This is a genomic window from Cellulomonas sp. Leaf395 (assembly GCF_001424125.1).
Taxonomy (GTDB): domain Bacteria; phylum Actinomycetota; class Actinomycetes; order Actinomycetales; family Cellulomonadaceae; genus Cellulomonas.
The window spans coordinates 679,431-696,484 of record NZ_LMQI01000001.1; the positions used below are offsets into that span (position 1 = coordinate 679,431).

Consider the following 17,054-nt stretch of genomic DNA (forward strand, 5'->3'; position numbering starts at 1 on the left):
TTGAGCACGGAGGAACGCAGCGATGCGCATCGGCATCCCCATCGAGAGCCGCCCCGGCGAACGGCTCGTCGCCGCGACGCCGAAGACGGTCGGCCAGCTGGTCGGCCTCGGCTACGAGGTGGTCGTCGAGCGCGGCGCAGGTGATGCCGCGACGTTCCGCACCGAGGCGTACGAGGCGGCGGGCGCTGCGGTCGGGGACGCTGCCGACGTCTGGCTGAGCGACGTCGTCGCCAAGGTGAACCCGCCGACGGATGCCGAGGTCGCCTCGCTGCGCCCGGGCGCCACGCTCGTCGCGATGCTCTCGCCCGCCTCCAGCCCCGAGCTCGTCGAGGACCTGCACGCCCGCGGCGTGACCGCGCTCGCGCTCGACGCGGTGCCGCGCATCTCCCGGGCGCAGGCCCTCGACGTGCTGAGCACCATGTCGAACGTCGCCGGCTACCGCGCGGTCGTCGAGGCCGCCGAGGTCTACGGCGGCATGTTCACCGGACAGGTCACCGCGGCGGGCAAGACCCCGCCGGCCCGCGTGTTCGTCATCGGCGCCGGGGTGGCCGGTCTCGCCGCGATCGGGGCGGCCGGCAGCATGGGCGCCCGCGTCCGTGCGTTCGACGTCCGGCCCGAGGTCGGCGAGCAGATCGAGTCGATGGGTGCGACGTTCGTCCAGGCAGAAGCCGCTCAGCAGGCGGTCAGCTCCGACGGATATGCCAGCGCGCTGACGCAGGAGCAGGAGCTGCTGACCCAGCAGATGTACGCCGCCGAGTCGGCCGACGCGGACATCGTCATCACGACCGCGCTCGTGCGAGGGCTCGCGCCGACGACGATCACCGCGGCGATGGTCGCCGGGATGCGGCCCGGCAGCGTGATCATCGACCTCGCTGCCTCGGGTGGCGGCAACTGCGAGCTGACCGTGCCGGGTGCCTCCGTGGTGACGGACAACGGCGTGACGGTCGTCGGCTACACCGACCTGACCAGCCGGATGCCGCAGCACACGTCCCAGCTGTTCGGCACCAACATCGTGCACCTGCTCCAGCTGCTCACCCCCGGCAAGGACGGGCAGCTGGTGCTCGACCTCGACGACCCCGTGCAGCGCGGGATGGCGGTGACGCACGACGGCGAGGTGCTGTGGCCGCCACCGCCGGTGCAGGTCTCCGCCGCGCCGGTCGCGGCCGCCGGACCGTCCGCGGAGGAGCGCGCGGCCTCCGAGGCGGCAGCGCTCGCGGACAAGGCCCGTCGACGGCAGCGACGGTCGGTGGTCCTCGCCCTGCTGGCCGTCGCCGTGCTGTTCGCGATCTCGTTCGCGCCGGCCGCCTTCCTCGGGCACTTCACGGTGTTCGTGCTGGCCGTGATCGTCGGCTACTACGTGATCTCCAACGTCAGCCACTCCCTGCACACGCCTCTGATGGCCCAGACCAACGCCATCTCGGGGATCATCCTGGTCGGCGCGCTGCTGCAGATCGGCGACGACAGCTGGCTGGTGACCGTGCTCGCGGTCATCGCCGCGTCGGTGGCCAGCATCAACGTGTTCGGGGGATTCCTCGTCGCGAACCGCATGATCCGCATGTTCCGGAAGGACGCCTGACCCCGTGCTGACCTCCGTGGCCCAGGCTGTCTACCTCGCCGCCGCCGTCCTGTTCATCCTCAGCCTCGCCGGGCTCTCCAAGCAGGAGACCGCCCGCCGCGGCAACGTCGCGGGCATGGTGGGCATGGCGCTCGCCCTCGTCGCGACCGTCGCGCTCGCCCTGGAGGGCTCCGAGCGGCCGGTCGAGGTCACCGCGACTCTGATCCTCGTCGTGTTCCTGGTCGGCTCGACCGTCGGGACCTGGCAGGCCCGTCGCGTCGAGATGACGCAGATGCCCGAGCTCATCGCCATCCTGCACTCGTTCGTCGGGCTCGCGGCGGTGCTCGTCGGCTACAACTCGTTCCTCACCGAGCCGTCCGACCCGGCGCACCTGGTCGAGGTGTTCCTCGGGGTGCTCATCGGCGCCGTGACGTTCACCGGCTCGATCGTCGCGTACCTGAAGCTGGCCACGAAGATCAGCTCCGCGCCCCTGATGCTGCCCGGCCGCAACTGGCTGAACCTCGCGATGGTCGTTGTCTCCGGGGCGCTTCTGGTCTGGTTCCTCGGAACCGGCGGGGTGCTGCCGCTGCTGCTCATGACCGTCGTCGCGTTGCTGCTCGGCTGGCACCTGGTGGCCTCCATCGGCGGGGGCGACATGCCTGTCGTCGTCTCGATGCTCAACTCCTACTCCGGGTGGGCGGCCGCCGCGGCGGGCTTCATGCTCAGCAACGACCTGCTCATCGTCACAGGCGCGCTGGTCGGCTCCTCCGGTGCGATCCTCAGCTACCTCATGTGCACGGCCATGAACCGCTCCTTCATCAGCGTCATCCTCGGCGGGTACGGCGCTGCGGGCGGGACCGTGGTGGCCTCCGACGTCGAGCTCGGCGAGTACCACGAGATCAAGCCGCCGGAGGCCGCGGAGCTGCTGCTGGACGCCCGGCGAGTCGTCATCACGCCCGGGTACGGGATGGCCGTCGCCAAGGCGCAGTACCCCGTCGCGGAGCTCGTGGCCAAGCTGCGCGCCCGCGGCGTCGAGGTCCGGTTCGGGGTCCACCCCGTCGCGGGCCGCCTGCCGGGGCACATGAACGTGTTGCTCGCCGAGGCCAAGGTGCCGTACGACATCGTGCTCGAGATGGACGAGATCAACGGCGACCTCTCGGACACCGACGTCGTGCTCGTCATCGGCGCCAACGACACCGTCAACCCGGCCGCGCTCGACGACCCGTCCTCCCCGATCGCCGGCATGCCGGTCCTCGAGGTGTGGAAGGCCGCGCGCGTGATCGTGTTCAAGCGGTCGATGGCCACCGGCTACGCGGGGGTGCAGAACCCGCTGTTCTTCCGCGACAACACCTCGATGCTGTTCGGGGACGCGAAGGACCAGGTCGAGCACATCATGCTGGCGCTCTGAGTCCACGGGTCGAAGGGCCCGGGACGCCCGGCTGGGGACCCCACTAGGGTGAGGTCGTAAACCCACCCGCTTCCAAAGGAGCACCCATGGCCAGCATCGAGGCCGTCGGAGCCCGCGAGATCCTGGACTCGCGCGGCAACCCCACTGTCGAGGTCGAGGTCGCACTCGACGACGGCACCATCGCCCGCGCCGCAGTTCCCTCGGGAGCTTCGACCGGCGCGTTCGAGGCCGTCGAGCGCCGTGACGGCGACTCGGCCCGCTACCTGGGCAAGGGTGTCGAGGAGGCCGTCAGCGCGGTCATCGACGAGATCGCCCCCGAGCTCATCGGCTTCGAGGCCACCGAGCAGCGCCTGATCGACGGTGCGCTGATCGACCTCGACGGCACCGCGAACAAGGGCAAGCTCGGCGCCAACGCGATCCTCGGCGTCTCGCTCGCCGTGGCCAAGGCCGCCGCCGACTCGGCCGACCTGCCGCTCTTCCGCTACCTCGGTGGCCCGAACGCGCACGTGCTGCCGGTCCCGATGATGAACATCCTCAACGGTGGGTCGCACGCCGACTCCAACGTCGACATCCAGGAGTTCATGGTCGCCCCCATCGGTGCGGCCACGTACCGCGAGGCGCTGCGCACCGGCGTCGAGGTCTACCACTCGCTCAAGTCCGTGCTGAAGAGCAAGGGCCTGTCCACGGGTCTCGGCGACGAGGGCGGCTTCGCCCCGAACCTGGGCAGCAACCGCGAGGCGCTCGACCTCATCCTGGTCGCCATCGAGAAGGCCGGCTTCACGCCCGGTGTCGACCTGGGCCTCGCGCTCGACGTCGCCGCCACCGAGTTCTTCAAGGACGGTGCCTACCAGTTCGAGGGCAAGTCCCTGTCGAACGAGGAGCTGTCGGCGTACTACGAGCAGCTGGTGAAGGACTACCCGCTGGTCTCGATCGAGGACCCGCTGTCCGAGGACGAGTGGGAGGGCTGGTCCCACCTGGTCGCCACCATCGGTGACAAGGTCCAGATCGTCGGCGACGACCTGTTCGTGACCAACCCCGAGCGCCTGCGCAAGGGCATCGAGCTCAAGGCCGCGAACTCGCTGCTGGTCAAGCTCAACCAGATCGGCACGCTGACGGAGACGTTCGACGCCGTCGAGCTGGCTCAGCGCAGCGGATTCACGACGATGACCTCGCACCGCTCCGGCGAGACCGAGGACACCACGATCGCCGACCTGTCGGTGGCCACGAACGCCGGCCAGATCAAGACCGGTGCCCCCGCCCGTGGCGAGCGCATCAACAAGTACAACCAGCTGCTCCGCATCGAGGAGGAGCTGGACGACGCCGCGCGCTACGCCGGTCGCTCCGCCTTCCCGCGGTTCACGGCCTGACGCACGACCCTCGGAGGCCGGTCACCCCGATTCGGGTTGGCCGGCCTTCGGCGTGCCCAGAACCTGTGAGTGTCGTCTCCGGCGCGCCACGGCACGCGACATCCGGGCTGGTCGGGGCGCTACGGGGCAGAATCGACGCCATGTCTGCCCCCCGACGCCCGGCGTCCCCGAGCGCCCCGGGTCGGCGCGCGGCGGCCCCGCGGTCCGGGACGCCCACCCCGGCGGCAGGCGTGCCGCGCGGGAGCGCAGGCAGTCGGCCGTCGCCACCACGCTCCGGGGCGATCCCCCGCGTCGGTCCCACCCCCTCGTCGTCGCCCAGGCCGTCCTCGTCGCGACCCTCCGCCACCCGGCCCGCCACCCGCGGCACGCCGACCCCACCGCGGGGGACCCCGCGCGCGGAGCGGGTGCAGCTGCGGGTGCCGCGGCTCTTCACCGTCCGCGCGATGGTGTTCTCCTGCGTCGTCCTGCTGGCCTTCGTGCTGGTGTACCCGACGCTGCACTCGTACCTGGAGCAGAAGGTCGAGGTGGACCAGCTGCGCGCCCAGGTCGCGGCCGCACAGGAGCGCAACGACGACCTGCGAGCGGACCTGCGGCGCTGGGACGACCCGGCGTACGTGACGGCACAGGCGCGGGAGCGGCTCTCGTTCGTGCTGCCGGGGGAGAAGGCGTTCCGCGTCGTGGACCCCGAGACCGTTCCCGACACGGCGCCCGTCGCCGACGGCCCGGCGACCGTGCTGGACTCCGGGTCGACGCTGCCCTGGTACGCGACCGTGTGGGAGTCCATCGAGGTGGCGGGCACCACCCCCGCGCCGGGTGCGGAGGATGCGGTGGCGCCGGGCGACAATGGGACGCCCGCTCCGCCCGCCGGCGGCTGACCGGACCTCCTGCACGAACGGATCGACCTGTGGCTCCCTCCTTCGACGACGTGACCGACCAGGACATCGCGGTGCTCGCCGAGCAGCTCGGCCGCCCTCCGCGCGGCGTCGTCGGCATCGCGGCCCGGTGCGTCTGCGGCCGTCCGCTCGTGGTCCGGACCGCCCCGCGGCTGGACGACGGCACCCCGTTCCCGACGACCTACTACCTCACCTGCCCCCCGGCGGTCGCGGCGGTGAGCACGCTCGAGGCGGGCGGGCTGATGAAGGAGCTCACGGCCCGGCTCACCGACGACGAGGAGCTGGCCGCCGCGTACCGCCGCGCGCACGACGCCTACCTGGTGGACCGTGAGGCGCTCGGGCACGTGGAGGAGATCGCGGGCATCTCGGCCGGCGGCATGCCGACCCGCGTGAAGTGCCTGCACGTGCTGGTCGGGCACGCCCTGGCGGCGGGCCCCGGCGTGAACCCGATCGGCGACGAGGCCCTGACCCTGATCCGCGACGACTGGCGCCCGGACCGCTGCACCTGCTGAGCCACCCGCTCGCGAGCACCGGACGTCCGCACGATTCCGCGCCCCGACGACCGATCCTGCGGACGTCCCCGCGTCCTCGACCTCGACGCCCGCACCTTCGCGTCCTGTCGACCTGATCTGCGGACGTCCCCCCGTTGTCGACAGCAACGTCCGCATGATCGCGCGTCCTGACGGCACGATCTGCGGACGTCCGACCGGCTGCCGGCGGTGAACCCGTTGCGTCCGAGCATCTCCGCGCTGGAGCGGCCACGTCCTCGGACGGGGCGGGTGGGGGTGGTGGTCCGGTGCGAGGATGGGCCGCGTGACTCGTGTGGCTGCCATCGACTGCGGGACCAACTCGATCCGACTGCTCGTCGCTGACGTCGATCCGGACGCCGGGACGTTGGTGGACCTCGATCGGCGGATGGAGGTCGTGCGGCTGGGCCAAGGGGTGGACCAGACCGGCCGGATCGCCCCCGAGGCGCTCGCGCGGACACTCGACGCCGCCCGCCGGTACAACGACATCTGCACCGAGCTCGGGGTGGAGGCCATCCGGTTCGTCGCCACGTCGGCGTCGCGCGACGCGGAGAACCGCGCGGACTTCGTCGACGGGGTGCGTGCCGCGCTGGGCGTCGAGCCGGAGGTCGTCGCGGGCCAGGAGGAGGCCGAGCTGTCGTTCCGCGGGGCCACCGGGGTGCTCGGCGCGCAGCACCCGGGACCGTTCCTCGTGGTCGACCTCGGTGGCGGTTCGACGGAGCTGGTGCTGGGCACCACGACCCCCGAGGCGGCGTTCTCGATGGATGTCGGCTGCGTGCGGATGACCGAGCGGCACCTGCGCAGCGACCCCCCGACCGCCGCCGAGATCGCCGCAGCGCACGCCGACGTCGCCGCGGCGCTGGACACGGCGTCGGCCCTCGTCCCCCTCGGCAAGACCGTCACGCTCGTCGGGCTCGCCGGCACCGTCACCACGGTGGCCGCCCACGGCCTCGGGCTGCCCGCGTACGACCCCGAGGTCATCGACGGGTCGGTCCTGCCGGTCGAGGTCGTCCTCGCCGCGTGCGACGACCTCCTGAAGCGGTCCCGCGAGGACCGCGCGGCGCTCGGCTTCATGCACCCCGGCCGGGTCGACGTCATCGGCGCCGGTGCGCTGGTGTGGGCGGACGTCATCCGTCGGGTGCGCGACGAGGTCGCCGCCGCGGGCGGGCAGCTGACCGAGGTGGTCACCTCCGAGCACGACATCCTCGACGGCATCGCCTGGAGCGTCGCCACCCGCTGACCTTCCCACCAGCTGGAACGTCCGCACTCCGACGGGTTCGAGCCCGACGAGCGCGGACGCAACACCAGCCGCAACGTCCGCACTTCGACGCGTTCCCGCCGGCACGAGTGCGGACGTCCGCGGATTCGAGCGTCCCGACGACCGAATCTGCGGACGTCTGACGTTGTGAGGGCTGGGTCCTGGAGGCGGCGGGGATCGGGGTCGCGACACGCCCTGGCGCGCTCTGGACGGTAGTGCGCAATGTGTAATAGCGTCGCACCTGCGGGAGCCGGAGGGGGCTCCCGCACCACTCGCCGGCCCCGCCGTCGGCCGCCCCACCGGGCGGTCGGCGGCCGGGACGCGGACGCGCACCCAGACCCGGAGGACGCATGGACACCACGCAGCTGCTCAAGGGCGTGCTCGACCTGGCGGTGCTCGCGGTCGTCTCCGACGAGGACGGGTACGGCTACGACGTCGTCCGCCGGCTGCGCGCCGCGGGCATCGAGGAGGTCGGGGACGCGTCGGTCTACGGGACGCTGCGGCGCCTGTACTCGTCGGGAGCGCTGACGTCCTACGTGGTGCCGAGCGACGAGGGGCCGCACCGCAAGTACTACGGGATCAACGCGCAGGGCCGGGCGATGCTCGAGGCGCAGCGCAAGGACTGGCAGGAGTTCGCAGGCACGATGGGCCGCCTGCTCAAGACGGAGGTCGTGCGATGAGCGTGCTGGACACCACGGACGCGCTGGACGTGGCCGGGTACGCCGCGGCCGTGCGTCGCAGCCTCGCCGACCTGGGCCCGGAGCAGGTCGAGGACCTCAGCGACGACCTCGAGGCCGACCTGGCGGAGGCGCTGGACGACGAGCGGCACGTGGCCCATGGGCGCGGGCTCCTGGAGCAGTTCGGGCCGCCCGAGGACTACGCCGCGGAGCTGCGGGCGGCGGCGGGGCTGGCACCGGCGACGGCGCACGCGCGGCGGGGGCAGCTGCTCAGCGACCCGGTCGACGACACCCGCCGGTTCGGCCGCTGGGCGCTGCGACGGCTGCGCGCGCTGGCGTGGTGGCCTCCCGTCGAGGCGTTCCTGATCGCGCTGCGGCCCGTCTGGTGGCTGCTGCGCGGGTGGGTCGTCTACCAGCTGGTCGCGATCTTGGCCGGGGCGTCGGGGTGGCTCCCACGGAACCTTGCGGCGTTCCTGGTGCTCGTCGGCGCGGTGATCCTCAGCGTGCAGTACGGGCGCGGTGCGTGGTTCCAGCAGCGTCGGCTGGCGTGGCTGCCGGTGACCGCGAACGTGGTCGCCGTCGTCGCCGTCCTGCCCCTGCTGGCGGGAGCGCACGACCGTCTGGTCGCGAGCGAGTCCGTCTACGCGGACTACACCGCGGGCCGGCTCGGCGGTGGCGGGACGCAGACGATCATCCAGGACAAGGCGGTCGACGGGGTCGTCGTCGACGGCGTCCAGGTGAGCAACCTGTTCGTGTACGACGCGGACGGCAGCCCGCTGACGGACGTCCAGGTCTACGACGACCGTGGCCGCCCGGTGCGCACGACGTTCGACGACGGACTCGGCCAGTACTGGTTCCCCGAGGCCACGGAGCCGTGGTCGTTCGTCAGCCGGGTGGACTCGGACGGTCGCGCACGCTGGAACGTCTACCCGCTGCAGGGGGCGCCGGCGTCCGAGTTCACGTACGACGACGACGGTCTCCAGGTTCTCCCGGCGGAGTCCAGCGCGACGACGCCGCCGTGGCCGTTCGCGAAGGCGCCGGCACTCGACGATGCCCCGGAGGCGGCCGTCGGAGCGGAGGGCGCTCCGTCGTCGTCGCCGACCAGCACGCCGTGATCCCCGTCGGCACTACGCGTGGTCGCTGCTGGACAACGTCCGAGTGGCCGAGGGGATGAGCCAGCGCTGGGGTCTGGTGCACGTCGACTTCGAGACGCAGGAACGGACCCCGAAGGCGAGCATGGAGTGGTACTCGACGGTGGTCCGCGCGAACGCGGTGGCGCGCTCCTGAGTTCCCGGTGTGCGCATCATCACCGCGATCCTGGGGCGCGGGGGTATGCGGGCGCCGCTACCGTTGAGGCATGCCTATCCCCGCCTCCGATGTCGCCAGCACGGCTGCAACGCCCCGTCCGGGCAAGCCGCGCAAGGTGCCCCGCGTCGTCATCCTCGGTGGCGGCACCGTGGGGCTGTACACGGCGCGTCGGCTGCGCAAGCGGCTCGGCAAGCGGGAGGCGGCCATCGTCGTCGTCGACCCCCGCGCGTACATGACGTACGCACCGTTCCTGCCCGAGGCCGCGGCCGGCTCGATCGACGCCCGCAACATCGTCGCCCCCCACCGCCGTGCCCTCAAGGGCGTGGACGTGCTCCAGGGCAAGGTCAGCGAGATCAACCACGCCGGCCGCACGGTCCAGATCACCCCCGAGGAGGGTGACCCGTACTGGGTCACCTACGACCACCTGGTGGTCGGCCTCGGCTCGGTCGCCCGCACGCTGCCCATCCCCGGGCTCGCGGAGCAGGGCATCGGCTTCAAGAACGTCGAAGAGGCCATCGCGGTCCGCAACCACGTGCTCAACCGGATCGACATCGCGGCGAGCACCTGGGACCCGGAGCTGCGCAAGCGCATGCTCACGTTCGTCTTCGTGGGAGGCGGGTTCGCCGGCGTCGAGGCGCTCGGCGAGGTCGAGGACATGGCGCGCGCCGCGGTCAAGTACTACAAGGCGATCGAGCAGGACGAGCTGCGCTTCGTCCTGGTCGAGGGCTCGCCGCGCATCCTGCCCGAGGTCAGCGAGGAGCTCGGTGGGTACACCCTCGAGCAGCTGCGCAAGCGGCAGATCGAGATCCACCTGTCGACGTTCCTGAACAGCTGCGTCGACGGTCACGTCGTGCTGTCGAACGGGCTGGAGTTCGACGCCGAGACCCTGGTCTGGACCGCCGGCGTCAAGGCCAACCCGGTGCTGAAGAACTCGGACCTGCCGCTGGACAAGATGGGCCGCGTCACGTGCAACGCGTCGCTCCAGGTGATCGACGCCGAGGGCGCGGTCGTGGCCGACGCGTACGCCGCCGGTGACTGCGCCGCCGTCCCGGACCTGTTCAACCCCGGTCAGATGTGCCCGCCGAACGCCCAGCACGCGCTGCGCGAGGGGAACCACCTGGGCGACAACCTGGCGCGGGTCCTACGCTCGGCGGAGGTGACCGAGTACAAGCACAAGAACATCGGCGCCGTCGCGTCGCTCGGCATGTACAAGGGTGTCGCGCAGATGTTCGGCCGCATCAAGGTGCGCGGCTTCCTCGCGTGGGTGCTGCACCGCTCGTACCACGTGGCCGCCATGCCCACCTGGAACCGCAAGATCCGCATCGCGGCCGGCTGGACCGGTGCGCTGCTGCTGCGGCGGGAGGTCGTCGCGCTGGGCACGCTGCACGACCCGCGCGCGGAGTTCCGTGCCGCGTCGGTGCCCGCCAAGCCGCGTGCGGTCGAGCCGGGCGAGGGCGACCGGGCGCTGCCGCCGCAGAAGGCGGAGCCGGGATCGCCGGCCGAGAAGCAGGCGACCAAGGGCGCCAAGAGCGCCTGACCCTGCACGTCACGGTGCCCCCGACCCTCGCGGTAGGGGGCACTCGTCGTCTGCCAGGATGAGCCGACGACGACAGCCCCCGTAGCCCAACTGGCAGAGGCAGCCGGCTTAAACCCGGCACAGTCCGGGTTCGAACCCCGGCGGGGGCACCCAGCCGGCGCCTCTGGGACCCGCGACCTGCGCCGCGACCGAAAACACCGAAAACCATTGCGGTCCTTCGACCCCATATGCGACGCTCCTGGCATTCCCTCGCATTCTCAATGGAGAGAGGCGTTCCGGACGTGAAGATTACGCTCCTCGCATCTGGCCGTGCCCGGATGCTCGCAACCTCGTTTGTCGCCGTTTCGGTGGTCGCCGTGTCAATGGTCCCGGTCGCTGCGTCGGCGGTCCCCGGAGCGGAGGTCCCCCAGAGCAGTCTCGGGATGCCGGTCTTCGAGGGATCGGACAACCCGGTCCCCGACACCGGCGTGGAGTACGGCCCGTCGCCCTACCTGCAGCGCGTCTTCGACACGGACGTCGCCGCCGGCGCGGGCAGCGCGCCCGGCACCGACTTCTGGGTGGACCGGATGCTCGCGCGCACCGGGCCCGGCTTCGACGCCGACGAGAGCCGCGTGGCGTTCACGCGCGGGCGTGCCGTGTTCATGAAGAGCCACCAGCCCACCGCCCTGGGCTGGGACGGGGACGTCGCGTACTGGGAGTCGCTGGGCCGCGGGGGAGCGTTCACGTTCACCGTGCAGGCCGACGGCGCGCCCGTGACGCTCACCGAGCAGGCCTCGCAGCGCCGACAGACGCCGTCGTACTTCTCGAGCGTGTTCACCGGCGGCGGGCTGACGCTGCGGCAGACGAAGTTCATCACCGACGACGACGTCCTCGTGGCCGACGTCGACGTCACCGACACGTCCGGCGCCGCGCGCACGGTCACGCTGAGCGCCACGTCGCCCCTGACCACGCACGCCGAGGGCGACGAGCTGGTGGGCGCGGTCCGCGCGTTCAACTCGATCACGACGGTCTACCCGCGGCTGTCCGGCGACGGGTTCACCGCGACCACCGGCGGCCTGACCAGGGAACTGACCGTCCCGGCGAACGGCACGGCCGGCACCAAGCTCCAGCTCGGCATGCTCGTCGACGAGCTGCCGGGGTCGGCATCGGGCTACGCCGCGTACCGGGCCGCGAGCCCGGCGGAGGCGTTCAGCACGCACGTCACCGCGTACAACCGGTGGTGGGCCGAGAACATCCCGTACCTCGACACCCCCGAGGACAACATCGACAAGACGCTCTTCTACCGCTGGTGGCTGATGCGTTACAACTACCTCGACGCCGACGTCCCGGGCAACGACTACCAGTTCCCGACGTCGATGGAGGGCGTGCTCGGCTACAACAACGCGATCGTGCTGACGGTCGGCATGTTCGTCGACGACCTCAAGTACTTCCGCGACCCGACGTACGCGTACGGCCCCGCCGTGGCGGTGGGCGAGGTGTCGAAGCGCGGGAAGTTCGTCGACAACCCGGGCGACCCGGCCAACTGGTCCAACTCGTACACGCAGTACATCACCGAGGCCGCGTGGCGGGCGTACGAGCTGCACGGCGGACCGGGCGCCATCGGCGGCACCCTCGGCCAGCACTCGATGGACGACGTCGAAGGGCTGCTGGACGCGTACGACGGCAACGGCAACGACCTCATCGAGTACAGCTGGGGCGCGATGACGGGCAACGACGCCGACGCGGTCTCGTTCCACTGGCCCGGGCACGGCGCCAACATGGACCGCACCGAGAGCGCGTACCTGTACTCCAACTCCAAGGCGGCGGCCGAGTTCTTCCGCGTCGCGGGTGAGGACGAGAAGGCGCAGCACATGGAGGACCTGGCCGCCCGCGTGCGGTCGGCAGTCCTGGAGCACCTGTGGGAGCCGGCCCAGACGACGCCGGACCAGGTGGGCCTGTACGGGAACCTGCTCAAGCACCAGATGACGCAGGACGGGACGCTCAACCCGTACAAGGAGATCAACAACTACTACCCGTTCACGGTCGGGCTCATGCCGAAGCAGAGCGACCCGGACTACGAGGCGTCCTACGTCGAGGCGCTGCGCCTGTTCGCCGACGCCGACCAGTACCCGGTGTTCCCGTTCTTCACCGCCAACCAGGTGGACAAGAACGACTCCCCGGAGGCGGGCTCGAACAACTTCTCCGTCATCAACTCCACGGTGCTGTTCCGGATGTTCGCCTCGGTGCTGCGGGACTACCCGTCGGACTACGTGACGCCGGACATGTACAAGCAGCTCCTCTACTGGAACGCGTTCGCGCACTACCAGGGCGGTGACAACCGGCTGCCCAACCAGAACGAGTTCTGGGCCGACGGCTCGGCGGCGGACGGCGGGTCCATCGGATACCGCTCGTGGATCCACCACACGATCCTGGGCGCGACCAACTTCACCGTCATCGAGGACGCGATGGGTCTGCGCAGCCGCGCGGACGGGAAGATCGAGCTGGACCCGGTCGACATCGACTGGCCGTACTTCACCGCCAACAACATCCGGTACCACGACCGCGACCTCACGGTGACGTGGGACGAGACCGGCGACCACTACGGCGCCGACGTGCCCGCCGGGTACTCCGTGTTCCTCGACGGTGAGCTCGCGTTCACGGTCGACGACCTGGCGCACGTGGTCTACGACCCGGCGACCGGCACCGTCGAGGTGCCCGAGGGCGGCGCGCAGGTGGTCACGGCGTCGGCGTCGACCCTCGCCGCCGCGGACGAGGTCCGGTTCGCCGACGACGACCGCGTGGTCGACATCTTCGCCAAGGCGGGCACCGACATCGCGACCGCGTCGACCGGCTCGGCCAACCTGGCCGCCGGCCGTCCGGTGACGTCGACGTTCGAGGCGACGGGCCGCGGTGCCGCAGGCGCCGTCGACGGGACGACCGTCAACGAGCCCTTCTGGGGGACGGCCGGCTCACCGAACGCGACCGACTCGCTCGAGGTCGAGCTCGACGGCACGCAGACCGTCGACGACGTGCGGCTGTACTTCTACCGCTCGTCGTCCACCGCGACCGTGCAGGGCTACGCGGCGCCCGAGCTGTACACGCTCGAGTACCACGACGCCGCGGGCTGGCACCCGGTGGCCGGACAGGCACGGACGCCGGTCTACTCGACTGCCAACCTCAACCACGTGCAGCTTCCCGCCGTCCAGGCGGACCGGCTGCGCGTCACGGTCAAGCACGCCGCGGGCTTCCGCACGGGTCTCAAGGAGATCCAGGCGTTCGCGACGGGCGTCGAGGCACCGCCGTCGACCAACGCCGCACCGAAGGTCACCGCGTACCAGGACCCGGCGTTCGACCAGCCGGGCCAGGTGCGCCTCATCGGGTCCGTCACGGACGACGCCCAGCCGGTCGGCACGCTGACCAGCGCCTGGACCGTCGTCAGCGCCCCGGACGGCGCCGAGGCCGTCATCGCGAGCCCCGCGTCGGCGACAACCGTCGTGCGGTTCGACACCACCGGGCGGTACGTCCTGCGCCTCACGGCGTCGGACGGGGAGCTGAGCACCGGCACCGACGTCGTGGTCGACGCCGTGGTGAGCGGCGACGCGAAGACCAATGTCGCGCCGGACGCGACCGCGAGCGCGTCGGCCGTCACCGGCTGGAACAGCGTCGCTGCCATCAACGACGGCAACACGAACTATCCGGCGGCGGCCGAGTCGGACGCGTGGGGCACGTGGGGGACCGCCGCCGGTGCGGGCAACACGTACTGGGCGCGGCTGACCTGGCCGGAGCCGGTGCGCGTCGACGAGTCGCGCATCCTGTTCCACTCCAACCAGGACCCGGGCGGCGTGCTGCCCCCGTCGTCGTGGTCGCTGGAGTACCTGGCAACCGACGGCACGTGGCTGCCGGTGCCGGGGGCGAGCGACTACCCGACGGTGGACGGTGAGCTCAACTCGGTCACGCACGGGGCGGTCACGACGACGTCGCTGCGCGCCACGCTGGTCCGCAACGGCGCCAGCTACCCGGGCATCATCGAGTGGCAGGCGCTCGCGGACGAACCCGTGTCGATCGAGCCGGTCGCCGTGCGCACGCTCATCGGTGTCGCACCGGTGCTGCCGACCGAGGTCGAGGTCGTGTTCGCCGACGGCACCCGCGTGCCGCGAGCGGTCACCTGGCAGGACGTCCCGCCCGAGGCCTACGCCGCGCAGGGTGACTTCACGGTGCCGGGCTTCGTGCAGGGCACCTCCCGGCTGGCCCGGGCGACGGTCTGGGTGCGCCCGACCGATGCCGTGCAGGTCAACACGTTCGAGCCGCTCGCGGTGAGCACGGTCGCGGGCACCGCACCGGTGCTCCCCGCCCGGGCGATCGCGGTCTACAACGACGGGTCGCAGGCGTCCCTGCCGGTGACCTGGGACGCGGTCGACCCGGCGTCGTACGCCCAGGCGGGCGAGTTCACGGTCGAGGGGACCGTCGCCGGCACCGACAAGCGGCCGCAGGTCGTCGTCGCCGTGACCGAGGGAGCTCCGGCGGCACCGGTCGTCACCGTGGCCACCGAGCCGGCGGTCCCGGCGAGCGGCTGGTTCACCGGCCCGGTCGCCGTGACCGTGACGGCGACCGACGAGGACGACTCGTCCCCGCTGGTCGAGGCACAGATCGACGGCGGTGCGTGGACCGAGGTCACCGGTCCGGTGACCGTCAGCGGGGACGGGCGGCACACCGTGCGCGCCCGGGCCACTGACGCCGGCGGGCTGGTCTCACCGGTGCAGTCGGTCGCGGTCGACATCGACGGCACGGCACCGGTGGTGGCGGCGAGCTTCGACGAGTCGCGGCGACGCCTCACGCTGACGACCACGGAGACGGGGTCGGGCGTGGCCTCGGTCGAGTACCGGGTCGACGGCGGCGCGTGGACCGCCTACGGCTCCGGCGCGACGATCGCGCAGGCCGCGACCGTCGAGTACCGGGCGACGGACCGGGCGGGGAACGTCTCGACGGTCGGCAGCATCACCGTCCCGGCACCCGACCCGAACGCACCGGTCAACATCGCCCCGAACGCGACGGTCACCGTCTCGGCGACGACCACGTGGAACCGGGCCGCCGGGATCACCGACGGCGTCGCCGACTACCCGGTCACGTCGCAGGCCTCGGCCTGGGGTACGTGGAACATCGCAGGCGCCACCCAGTGGGCACGCCTCGACTGGCCCGCTCCCATCACGACGACGACGAGCAGGGTGCTGTTCTTCGACGACGGCGGAGGCGTCCGGCTGCCGGCGTCGTGGACGCTCGAGTACCTGCTCGAGGACGGCACCACGTGGGCACCCGTGCCCGAGCCGTCGGGGTTCACGACGACGCTCGGCCAGTTCGACACGGTCACGCACGCCCCGGTCACCACGACGGCGCTGCGAGCAACGCTGACCAAGCCGGCGAACGGCTGGGTCGGGATCGTCGAGTGGGAGGTCGACAGCGTGCCCGTCGCGCCGCTCGCCCTCACCGTCCCCACGGGGCCGGTGACCGCGGGCGACGCGTTCGACGCGACGCTCACGGGCGGCACGGCCGACGCCGACTACGCGGTGACGCTCGAGCCGGGCGGGATCTCGCTCGGCACGCTCGCCACCGACGGTGACGGCGCGGGCTCGCTCCGCACGGCGCCACTGCCGCGTGACCTCGCCGCAGGCTCGTACACCGTGCGGGCCACGAGCGGGGAGTCGGTCGCGGAAGCACCGCTCGAGGTGGCGGCCGGACCCGGCGAGGCCGTGGTCACGGCGGGCACCGTCGAGGTGGTCGGGCTCCCGACGGTCGGGCAGGTGCTGCTCGCGCAGACCGCCGGCTGGGGCCCCGACGGCGTCGAGCTCGCCTACCGGTGGTCCGTCGGCGGGAAGGTGGTCAAGGACGCCACCGGCCCCGAGTACACACCGACCAGCAAGGACGTCGGGAAGAGCGTGACCGTCGAGGTCACCGGGTACCTGGACGGCTGGGAGAGCGTCTCGGTGACGTCGGCGGAGACCGCTGCGGTGGTCAGGCCGACCGTCCAGGCGGGCACGGTGGCGCTCGGCGCGGCCGTCGTCGGCGAGCGGGTCACCGCGCAGACGACCGGCTGGCCGGCGGAGGCGCGGCTCGAGTACCGCTGGACGCTCGACGGCACGACGATCCGCGGGGCGACGAGCAGCAGCTACGGCCCGCGTCCCGCCGACGTCGGGAAGGCGCTCGCGGTCGAGGTCCGGGGCACCGCCTCCGGTCACGAGCCGTCGGCGTGGGTCTCGTCGCCACCGACCACGGTCCAACGAGGGCAGCTCGGCGCGCACGACGTGCGCATCGCAGGCATCGCCGCACCCCTGCTGCCCGTCGTCGCCCTGACGGTCCCGTGGTCACCGTTCCCGGTGTCGACGAGCTACCAGTGGTTCCGCGACGGGGAGGCGATCACGGGCGCGACGCACCCGGTGTACGTCGTGCGCACCGCCGACCGGGGAGCCGTGCTCACGGTGACGGTGACCGGCTCCAAGGACGGCTACACCGCAACCAGCCGCACCTCCGACGGCACGAAGGTGGGACGTTGA

Annotated in this window: 11 protein-coding genes and 1 tRNA gene; all 12 read left to right on the top strand. The window is 71.9% G+C overall.

Going from position 1 to position 17,054, the window contains the following annotated elements:
- Window positions 1-22: 22 nt before the first annotated feature.
- The 12 genes from ASG23_RS03180 (at window position 23) to ASG23_RS03230 (ending at window position 17,054) form a co-directional block, all read left to right on the top strand.
- Window positions 23-1,576 (top strand): Re/Si-specific NAD(P)(+) transhydrogenase subunit alpha, encoded by a 1,554-nt coding sequence (locus tag ASG23_RS03180; RefSeq protein WP_056019894.1) that lies wholly within the window; start codon window positions 23-25, stop codon window positions 1,574-1,576.
- A gap of 4 nt (window positions 1,577-1,580) precedes the next feature.
- Entirely contained in the window at window positions 1,581-2,963 is a 1,383-nt protein-coding gene (gene pntB / locus ASG23_RS03185; RefSeq protein ID WP_056019897.1) for a Re/Si-specific NAD(P)(+) transhydrogenase subunit beta, read from the top strand.
- An 86-nt stretch (window positions 2,964-3,049) separates the two neighbouring features.
- Entirely contained in the window at window positions 3,050-4,330 is a 1,281-nt protein-coding gene (gene eno, locus ASG23_RS03190) for a phosphopyruvate hydratase (RefSeq protein ID WP_056019900.1), read from the top strand.
- A gap of 404 nt (window positions 4,331-4,734) precedes the next feature.
- A complete protein-coding gene (locus ASG23_RS03195; protein ID WP_235520828.1) occupies window positions 4,735-5,205 on the top strand; it encodes an FtsB family cell division protein in 471 nt (156 codons plus the stop codon).
- Between the two features lie 29 nt (window positions 5,206-5,234).
- Entirely contained in the window at window positions 5,235-5,735 is a 501-nt protein-coding gene (locus tag ASG23_RS03200; protein ID WP_157465501.1) for a DUF501 domain-containing protein, read from the top strand.
- A 301-nt stretch (window positions 5,736-6,036) separates the two neighbouring features.
- The gene (locus tag ASG23_RS03205; protein WP_082515714.1) at window positions 6,037-6,990 is read left to right on the top strand and encodes a Ppx/GppA phosphatase family protein; all 954 of its coding nucleotides are present in this window, start codon (window positions 6,037-6,039) and stop codon (window positions 6,988-6,990) included.
- A 368-nt stretch (window positions 6,991-7,358) separates the two neighbouring features.
- The gene (locus ASG23_RS03210; protein WP_055917522.1) at window positions 7,359-7,688 is read left to right on the top strand and encodes a PadR family transcriptional regulator; all 330 of its coding nucleotides are present in this window, start codon (window positions 7,359-7,361) and stop codon (window positions 7,686-7,688) included.
- A complete protein-coding gene (locus tag ASG23_RS03215) occupies window positions 7,685-8,800 on the top strand; it encodes a hypothetical protein (protein ID WP_056019906.1) in 1,116 nt (371 codons plus the stop codon). Before ASG23_RS03210 ends, ASG23_RS03215 begins: the two co-directional genes overlap by 4 nt.
- On the top strand, window positions 8,736-8,972 hold the full coding sequence (locus ASG23_RS19405; protein WP_082515716.1) for a family 1 glycosylhydrolase: 237 nt from the start codon (window positions 8,736-8,738) through the stop codon (window positions 8,970-8,972). The genes ASG23_RS03215 and ASG23_RS19405 overlap by 65 nt, the downstream gene beginning before the upstream one ends.
- A 70-nt stretch (window positions 8,973-9,042) precedes the next feature.
- Complete coding sequence (locus ASG23_RS03220) at window positions 9,043-10,530, top strand: NAD(P)/FAD-dependent oxidoreductase (RefSeq protein WP_056019909.1); 1,488 nt, start codon at window positions 9,043-9,045, stop codon at window positions 10,528-10,530.
- Between the two features lie 75 nt (window positions 10,531-10,605).
- A tRNA-Leu gene (locus ASG23_RS03225) sits at window positions 10,606-10,679 on the top strand.
- Between the two features lie 273 nt (window positions 10,680-10,952).
- Window positions 10,953-17,054: an Ig-like domain-containing protein gene (locus ASG23_RS03230; RefSeq protein WP_235520830.1), complete on the top strand. Its 6,102-nt coding sequence runs from the start codon at window positions 10,953-10,955 to the stop codon at window positions 17,052-17,054.

Excerpts from the sequence above, each read along its gene's own strand:
- ASG23_RS03180 (WP_056019894.1), top strand. The coding sequence starts at position 23 with ATGCGCATCGGCATCCCCATCGAGAGCCGCCCCGGCGAACGGCTCGTC.
- eno (WP_056019900.1), top strand. The coding sequence starts at position 3,050 with ATGGCCAGCATCGAGGCCGTCGGAGCCCGCGAGATCCTGGACTCGCGC.
- ASG23_RS03210 (WP_055917522.1), top strand. The coding sequence starts at position 7,359 with ATGGACACCACGCAGCTGCTCAAGGGCGTGCTCGACCTGGCGGTGCTC.
- ASG23_RS03215 (WP_056019906.1), top strand. The coding sequence starts at position 7,685 with ATGAGCGTGCTGGACACCACGGACGCGCTGGACGTGGCCGGGTACGCC.
- ASG23_RS19405 (WP_082515716.1), top strand. The coding sequence starts at position 8,736 with ATGCCCCGGAGGCGGCCGTCGGAGCGGAGGGCGCTCCGTCGTCGTCGC.
- ASG23_RS03220 (WP_056019909.1), top strand. The coding sequence starts at position 9,043 with ATGCCTATCCCCGCCTCCGATGTCGCCAGCACGGCTGCAACGCCCCGT.
- ASG23_RS03230 (WP_235520830.1), top strand. The coding sequence starts at position 10,953 with ATGCCGGTCTTCGAGGGATCGGACAACCCGGTCCCCGACACCGGCGTG.